This is a genomic window from Lyngbya sp. CCY1209 (genome assembly GCF_055795065.1).
Window position 1 is genome coordinate 1 of sequence record NZ_JAYFER010000325.1, and the last position, 5,108, is coordinate 5,108.

Here is a 5,108-nt window from a genome sequence, read left to right on the forward strand (position 1 = left end):
AGATCCCCCCCAGCCCCCCTTGGAAAGGGGGGAGAATCAATCAAAGTCCCCCTTATTAAGGGGGATAATGGGGGATCGTTTCCCATTGATAAGAAACAGAAGATCCCCCCCAGCCCCCATCCCCCCCAGCCCCCCTTTGTAAGGGGGGAGTAAGGGGGGAGGAAGGGGGGAGAAGGACACAATTACACACCTGAAACTATCATGTCTATACTCTACCTCACCCAACCTGGCTCGATGTTAAGCAAAAAATATGAAGCCTTTAAAGTCGCAATTCCCCAGGAGGACGGAACCTGGAAGAAACAGTCCGTCGCCGCCCAAACTGTCGAACAAATCGTACTGATGGGAAATCCCAGCATTAGCGGGGACGCCCTCTGCTATGCGTTGGAGTTGGGGATGCCGGTTCACTACCTTTCCAGCTTTGGAAAACATCTCGGTTCGGCCTTGCCCAGCTATTCCAAAAATGGTCAATTACGACTGGCTCAATATGCCCTGCACGCCGACCCAGAGCGTCGCTTGGAGTTGGTTAAAACTATCGTTTCTGCTAAAATTCATAATCAATATAATGTCCTCTATCGGCGGGGGCAAAAAGACAATCCTCTCAAACAATATAAAGCTCAGGTTTGGAAACAAGAAAACCTCAACCAAGTGCGGGGAATTGAGGGGACGGTGGCGCGGGAATATTTCGCCCGCTGGCCGGAACTGTTGCCCGAGGGGTGGGAGTTTTTGGGCCGATCGCACCACCGTCGTCCCGCAGGCGATCGCGTCAATGCTTTGTTAAACTTTAGTTACGGTTTGTTGCGGGTGCAAGTCACGGCGGCGGCTCATATGGCAGGGTTAGATCCCTATATCGGCTACCTCCACGAAACCACCCGGGGACAACCGGCTTTGGTGTTGGATTTGATGGAGGAAATGCGGGCGTTGGTGGCGGATAATTTGGTGCTGTCGGTACTCAGCCGCAAGGCAATTAAACCGGAGGATTTTACCGAAAGTTTGGGGTCGTTTCGCCTGGAAGATAAGGGGCGGCGGGCGTTTTTGGAAGCGGCTAACCAAAAGTTTAATTCGGAGTTCAAACATCCGGTTTTCGGCTACCGCTGCACCTATCAGCGGGCGATCGAATTGCAGGCCCGACTCCTCGGCCGCCACTTGCAGGAAAATGTCCCCTACAAACCCTTGGTGTTACGATGAAACCGTTACTCTATCTCGTGGTTTATGATGTCCCGGCGACGAAGGCGGGGAACAAGCGGCGCCAGCGACTCCACGATCTCCTGTGCGGCTACGGGACTTGGAAGCAGTACAGTTTGTTCGAGTGCTTCTTGAGTGCCAAACAGTTCGTGACGCTGCAACACCAGATCGAGAAGTTGATCAAGTCTGGGGAGGATGCGGTTTGCATCTATATATTGGATGCGACGGCGGTGAAGCGGACGGTGGTTTATGGCACGCCACCCCCTAGACATGAGACGGCGACTATCCTATAATTGATTCATGCAATTTTGGCGGACCGAAGCTCGGTCGATTTCCCCGGGGGGTCCGCCAAATCGCCAGAACCTCGACAATTCAATACTTTCAGCGTTTTGGGTTCCGGCGGGTGGGCGATCGGCGATCGCTGAAACGCCCATTCGCGATCGGGTCCGCCAAAACCGGCTCTGGAAACGCCCATTCATCGGGGTTACAGAGGACGGACTTTCAAACCAATGAATCCCGGCAACGGGATTGAAACATTTCGGATCACCTTTTGTTTGAGCAGGCTCTTGAGACTTTCAAACCAATGAATCCCGGCAACGGGATTGAAACAGAAAGATTTGGGCGTCTGCGCGGCCCGCAGCTTCGACTTTCAAACCAATGAATCCCGGCAACGGGATTGAAACGACAATTAAAGTGTCAGAATCGAGTCATACGTCATCGAGCTTTCAAACCAATGAATCCCGGCAACGGGATTGAAACACTTTTTTTCTCAAAAACTTTTAGCAGGCGGAAGCTTTCAAACCAATGAATCCCGGCAACGGGATTGAAACCAGGCCGGACTCTCCGACATCCAGGATCAACTCGCCCTTTCAAACCAATGAATCCCGGCAACGGGATTGAAACCCCAAAAACCATAATTCGGAAAGCATCAAGTTTTCACTTTCAAACCAATGAATCCCGGCAACGGGATTGAAACATTTCCGCAATCCGCTTGCGGGCTCCTGGCTCGGGCTTTCAAACCAATGAATCCCGGCAACGGGATTGAAACAAAGCCGTACTTCTGCTTCAGGTAGTGCGGCATTTTTTCCTTTCAAACCAATGAATCCCGGCAACGGGATTGAAACAAAGACACCACCACGGCTCGGGGCTGGGGGTACGACTTTCAAACCAATGAATCCCGGCAACGGGATTGAAACCATATACCTCAATTGATTTGGGTAACGCCGTTGTTGACTTTCAAACCAATGAATCCCGGCAACGGGATTGAAACTCAAACTCCTCGTTAAATTCGCGACGGATTTCATTCCTTTCAAACCAATGAATCCCGGCAACGGGATTGAAACAATAATCTTTGAGCAATTTTGTCAGCATATTCGGCTTTCAAACCAATGAATCCCGGCAACGGGATTGAAACGAATGCGCGATCAGGTCGAAGCATATAAAATGCCTTGTCTTTCAAACCAATGAATCCCGGCAACGGGATTGAAACATCGCCGATGCCCTCGGTTTTCTTCATCCGCCAGGGACTTTCAAACCAATGAATCCCGGCAACGGGATTGAAACGATTCATGGGTACCCGCACCGATTAAAAGTTGTGACTTTCAAACCAATGAATCCCGGCAACGGGATTGAAACGGGAATATGCAACAAGACGAACTGACTCAATTTTTGCTTTCAAACCAATGAATCCCGGCAACGGGATTGAAACTATACAACTTCCAAGCGGCAATAGTTGGAATTTTAAACTTTCAAACCAATGAATCCCGGCAACGGGATTGAAACAAGCGGCTACTACCAACAATACCGCTCGATCCAAGCTTTCAAACCAATGAATCCCGGCAACGGGATTGAAACGCCTACTCTTTCGCGATCGCCTTTGAACACTCCCAGATCTTTCAAACCAATGAATCCCGGCAACGGGATTGAAACAACTACATAGTTATATAACTTTATTTAAATAAACTAAATTAGTGAATTCCAACGCCAGGATTGAAGGCTCTTTACTTTTCTTTGCCAATACCTTAATATATTCACTTTAAAATTAATGAGTCCCCTCAACGGGATTGAAACGAAATTATGAGTCCAATGGAGAATTGACAGATAAAGCGGAACAAATCTTAAAGGGGGCGATGCCGGAATTTCTCACCCACGGTTACGCCTCCACCAGCATGGATCGGGTGGCGAAGGCGGCGGGGGTGTCCAAACAGACCCTCTACAGCCACTTTACCGACAAAGACGGACTGTTTACCGCCCTGGTGAAGCAGATCGCCTCGGAAAAGTTTCGGATCGTCTGGGCGCCACCCCTGGAAGGCGAACCCGAAGGAGTGTTGCGGGATCTGGCCAGACGGCTGCTGATGGAAAATATCGACGATCGCGAATACCTGTGTTTCCTGCGGTTGATCGTCGCGGAGTCCCGGACGCGGCCCGATCTGGCCGAGGTCTTTTTGACGAATTTGGTCAAACCAGCGATCGAAATCCTCACCCACTATTTGGAAAATTGTCGGGATTTGGCGATCGCCGATCCGGAAGCGACGGCCCGGGTATTTGTGGGGGCATTAATTCATTATATGGTCGTCCAAGAAATTTTGCAGGGCAAAACATCCATGCCGATGGAAGCCGATCGCCTCATCGACAGTTTGGTAGAATTGATCGTCAGCCAAAAAGTCCGAAAACCCGGATAATTTGGCAGGTGGAGATTGTAGATTTTAGAGCGATCGTGACGACCATGCAGACCCCCAACTACACCCCGCCCTGGTTCCTGCCAAACGGCTTCCTGATGACCCTATATATCGCCCTCCAAGCGGGCAAAAGTTGGCGAGAAAACACCCTCGAACCCGAACCCCCCTACAAAGAAAAGCTATTTACCGGCGCCGGAGGCGTGCCGATCTTCGGAATTTACGCCGTCCCCGAAAATCCTAAAGGCACAATTATCGCCACCTACGGCATTGTCGGAGATTTAGATAACCAGTGGTTTTTGAGAATACTCGGCCGCAAAGCTTTCGCCCGAGGTTACGCGGTGTTGCTGTTCGACTGGCGAGCCCACGGCAAAACGGCGAAACTGTCCCCGGCCCTCACCTCCGACGGATTATATGAGGGGAAAGATTTCGTTTATCTAGCCTCCGAATCCGTCGCCCTCGGCTGTCCGGCGCCCTTTTGGTTTTCGGGACTCTCCCTCGGCGGACAGTTGGCTTTGTGGGGCATGAAAGAAGCCCAAAGTGCCGACAATTGGGAGACAGATCTGGCGGTAAAAGCCTCCGATTTCGCGGGTGGGATGGTGGTGTGTCCGAGTCTGGACTCGAACCGATCGCTCACTTATTTGGAGGACGATTTGTTGGGAAAACAGTTAGAACAGGCGATCGCGCGACGGTTGAAAGAACTGGCCCGGGAGTTGCAAAAAGCTCACCCCCAGGCCTTCGATCCCGAGGCGATCGAGCGCACCCATTCGATCCGGTCTTTCGACAAAGAATTGGTGATCGAAAAGTTGGGATTTGACACCGTAGAAGCCTACTACGAAGCCAGCAGCGGTCTGCAAATTCTGCCCCAATTACAGAAACCGACTCTAATTTTATACGCCAAAGATGACCCATTATTCACCCCGGAAATTATCCCCGATTTGGAAGCGGTGGGTCGAGACAATGAAGCGATCGACCTGTGGCTGACGGAATCGGGCGGGCACGTCGGCTACATCAGCAGCGAATCCTGTCAAAAAGAATGGGGCGATCGCGATCCCTGGTGGGCTTGGAACCGGATATTAGAGTGGTGCGATCGGCATTGATCCCCCTAAATCCCCCTTAAAAAGGGGGACTTTCTCCACATTCTCCCCCTTTTCTCCCCCCTTACAAAGGGGGGCTGGGGGGGATGGGGGCTGGGGGGGATTCTTCATTCTCCCCCCTTCCAAAGGGGGGCTGGGGGGGATGGGGGTTGGG

Annotated in this window: 4 protein-coding genes and 1 CRISPR repeat array; all 4 genes read left to right on the forward strand. The window is 51.5% G+C overall.

Annotated features, from left to right (window positions below):
- Window positions 1-201: 201 nt before the first annotated feature.
- The gene (gene cas1 / locus AC0QHF_RS09475; RefSeq protein WP_324703961.1) at window positions 202-1,185 is read left to right on the forward strand and encodes a CRISPR-associated endonuclease Cas1; all 984 of its coding nucleotides are present in this window, start codon (window positions 202-204) and stop codon (window positions 1,183-1,185) included.
- Complete coding sequence (cas2, locus tag AC0QHF_RS09480; RefSeq protein ID WP_324703962.1) at window positions 1,182-1,475, forward strand: CRISPR-associated endonuclease Cas2; 294 nt, start codon at window positions 1,182-1,184, stop codon at window positions 1,473-1,475. The genes cas1 and cas2 overlap by 4 nt, the downstream gene beginning before the upstream one ends.
- A gap of 205 nt (window positions 1,476-1,680) precedes the next feature.
- Window positions 1,681-3,111: a CRISPR direct-repeat array (repeat unit 37 nt; unit sequence CTTTCAAACCAATGAATCCCGGCAACGGGATTGAAAC).
- Window positions 3,112-3,245: 134 nt separating this feature from the next.
- On the forward strand, window positions 3,246-3,863 hold the full coding sequence (locus AC0QHF_RS09485; RefSeq protein WP_324703963.1) for a TetR/AcrR family transcriptional regulator: 618 nt from the start codon (window positions 3,246-3,248) through the stop codon (window positions 3,861-3,863).
- A 95-nt stretch (window positions 3,864-3,958) separates the two neighbouring features.
- The gene (locus tag AC0QHF_RS09490) at window positions 3,959-4,957 is read left to right on the forward strand and encodes a YheT family hydrolase (RefSeq protein WP_324703964.1); all 999 of its coding nucleotides are present in this window, start codon (window positions 3,959-3,961) and stop codon (window positions 4,955-4,957) included.
- The last annotated feature ends 151 nt before the right edge of the window (window positions 4,958-5,108 follow it).